Source organism: endosymbiont of Riftia pachyptila (vent Ph05) (assembly GCF_000224455.1).
Taxonomy (GTDB): Bacteria; Pseudomonadota; Gammaproteobacteria; order Chromatiales; family Chromatiaceae; genus Endoriftia; species Endoriftia persephonae.
The window spans coordinates 1-3,180 of the sequence record NZ_AFOC01000023.1; the positions used below are offsets into that span (position 1 = coordinate 1).

Sequence of the window (3,180 nt, forward strand, 5' to 3'; positions counted from 1 at the left end):
ACCATTTTCCACGACCGACCGGAGAAGCACCACTGAACAAAAGGAGGCCCCCCCGTACTTCGGCACGATAAGCGCAATAAAGTTTACAAATCCTGCACAAATCGATCGACCGACAGCTGTGCCGCAATCAGCGAACGAAGGCCAGAGAGTGAACAGAACAGACGGCCAACATGCCGCCATTCCAGCTCAGGAGGAACCACCCAATCGGCAGCCCAGCTCCAAAAGAGGGCAATTAAACACGAAATCAGGCGGGGTTAAAACCGCCAGCAGAACATCGGTAGTAAACAGTCATCATCAGACAAAGTGGCTCAGTTTCCAGCATGCACCTCAACCCAGCCCGGCACCAGCGCCAGCGCCTGCGGCAGAGCGGACGGATCGTTGCCGCCTGCCTGCGCCATATCGGGGCGTCCGCCCCCCCTGCCACCAATCTTTTCCGCCACCAGCTTGACCAGATCGCCAGCCTTCATCCGGCCAGTCAGGTCCTTGGTGACCCCGGCCACCAGAGCGACCTTGTCACCATTGATGGCCGCCAGCAGGATCACTGCAGACCCCAGTTTGTTCTTCAGCTGATCCATGGTTTCACGCAGCGACTTGGAATCAGCACCTTCCAGCGTGGCCGCCAAGACCTTGATCCCGGCCACATCTTCAGCGCTAGAGGCCAGATCACTGCCGGCCGCACTCGCCAGCTTACCCTTGAGCTGCTCGAGCTCTTTTTCTAGCTTCCGGTTGCGCTCCAGCAGCTGCATGACCTTCTCTTCAAGATCATCACGACTCCCTTTCAGCAACGCCACGGTTCGCAGCACTCGCTCCTCATCGGCCTCCATCCACTCGATGGCGCGCTGACCGGTGACCGCTTCGATGCGCCTCACGCCGGCGGCGATGCCGGTCTCGACGATAATCTTGCAGAGGCCGATATCACCCACCGCCTTCACATGGGTGCCGCCGCACAGTTCGGTTGAAAAATCACCCATCCGCAGTACCCGCACCTGCTCATCATACTTCTCGCCGAACAGCGCCATCGCACCACTTGACCTGGCATCCTCCAGAGACATGATGCGCGTCTCCACCATGTGATTCTGGCGGATCTGCTCGTTCACCCGCTGCTCCACTCTCTGCAGCTGTTCACGGCTGACCGGCTCGAACTGAGAGAAGTCGAAGCGCAGCCGCTCATCGTCTACCAGCGACCCCTTCTGCGCCACATGATCGCCCAGCACCTCACGCAGCGCGGCGTGTAACAGATGCGTCGCCGAGTGGTTGAGGGCGGTGGCTTGACGGGTAAAGGCGTTGACCTCAGCCGTAACCGGATCCCCCACCGCGAGACTGCCCTCCTCCAGCTTGCCGATGTGACCAAACACATCACCACCCTGTTTGCGGGTATCCTCGACCTCGAACAGCACGCCACCCTTGGCGCTGATCACCCCTTTATCGCCGGCCTGACCACCCGACTCCGCGTAGAACGGCGTACGATCCAGCACCACCAGGCCGGTCTCGCCCTCGGCCAGGCTATCCAGCGACTCGCCATCCCGGTAGAGCGCCACCACGGTGGCATTCGCCTCAAGGCACTCATAGCCGACAAATTCAGTCTCACCCTCGAGGCCGACGCTGACCTCCTGATTAACGCCAAACTGGCTTGCGGCACGGGCACGCTCGCGTTGCGCCTCCATCTCCCGCCGGAAGCCCTCCATGTCGAGGGTCAGATCGCGCTCACGGGCGATATCCGCGGTCAGATCGACCGGAAAGCCGTAGGTATCGTAAAGTTTGAAGACGGTCGCGCCTGGGATCTGCTTCCCTTCTAGCCCAGCAATCACCTCCTCAAGAATCCGCATTCCCTGTTCCAGAGTCTCGGCGAAACGCTCCTCCTCCTGTTTCAGCACCCGCTCAACCAGCGCCCGGGCACTCAGCAGTTCCGGATAGCTCGCCCCCATCTCGTCACACAGCGGCCCCACCAGCCGATAGAAAAATGCCCCCTTCTGTCCCAGCATATAGCCATGCCGGATGGCACGCCGAATGATCCGACGCAGCACAAAGCCGCGCCCCTCATTGGAGGGGATCACCCCGTCCACAACAAGAAATGCACAGGAACGGATGTGGTCTGCGATCACCCGCAGCGACTTCTCCTGCAGATTTGAACAACCGGTCACTTCAGATGCCGCCTTGATCAGGTTGGCGAACAGATCGATCTCATAGTTGCTGTGAACGCCCTGCATTACCGCTGCCAACCGCTCCAACCCCATACCGGTATCCACCGAAGGCTTGGGTAGCGGTGTCATATTCCCTTCCGCATCCCGGTTGTACTGCATAAACACCAGATTCCAGATCTCGATATAGCGATCGCCATCCTCCTCCGGCGTGCCCGGCGGACCACCGGCAACCTCGGGACCATGATCGTAGAAGATCTCGCTACAGGGACCACATGGACCGGTGTCACCCATCGACCAGAAATTGTCACTCTCGTGGCGTTTACCGCCAGGTTTGTCCCCGATGCGGGTAAAGCGCGCCTCACTGACACCGATCTCTTTGAGCCAGATATCGGCAGCCTCATCATCCTCTTCGTAAACGGTCACCCAAAGCTTTTCCGCAGGCAGCCCCAGTGTGCGAGTGAGAAATTCCCAGGCGTAGTTGATTGCTTCACGCTTGAAATAGTCACCAAAGCTGAAGTTACCCAACATCTCGAAGAAGGTGTGGTGGCGTGCGGTGTATCCCACGTTCTCAAGGTCATTATGCTTGCCGCCGGCGCGCACGCAGCGCTGCGAACTAGCAGCCCGGAGATAACTGCGCTTGTCGCGACCAAGAAAGGCATCTTTGAATTGCACCATGCCCGCGTTGGTAAACAGCAGGGTGGGGTCATTCAGCGGCACTAACGGACTGCTCGCCACCACCTCGTGACCATTTTGCGCAAAATAGTCGAGGAATGCCTTGCGGATATCTGCACTACTTTTCATATTGGACAAACAAAATTTCAATGAGGACAGTGAATTAACAGGGGGAGCCCTGCACCACAGAGCGCCCGTTTCGCGAACGCACAGGCAAACCCGTAGCCGCCCGAATCAAATCCAAAACAGCCCTAGAGCATAACAGGAACCCCAAACGAATTCTCATCCTCTTTACCTACTTCGGCATCAAGAGATGCAAGGACTCAACAGACAGGAAACGATGGAAGGGGAGGCGACGCTCCGCAAG

The 3,180-nt window shown here is 58.5% G+C and carries 1 protein-coding gene; it reads right to left on the bottom strand.

Going from position 1 to position 3,180, the window contains the following annotated elements:
• Positions 1-308 precede the first annotated feature (308 nt).
• Positions 309-2,942, bottom strand: a complete 2,634-nt coding sequence (gene alaS / locus RIFP1SYM_RS05230) for an alanine--tRNA ligase (protein WP_039959800.1) — start codon at positions 2,940-2,942, stop codon at positions 309-311.
• Positions 2,943-3,180: the final 238 nt, after the last annotated feature.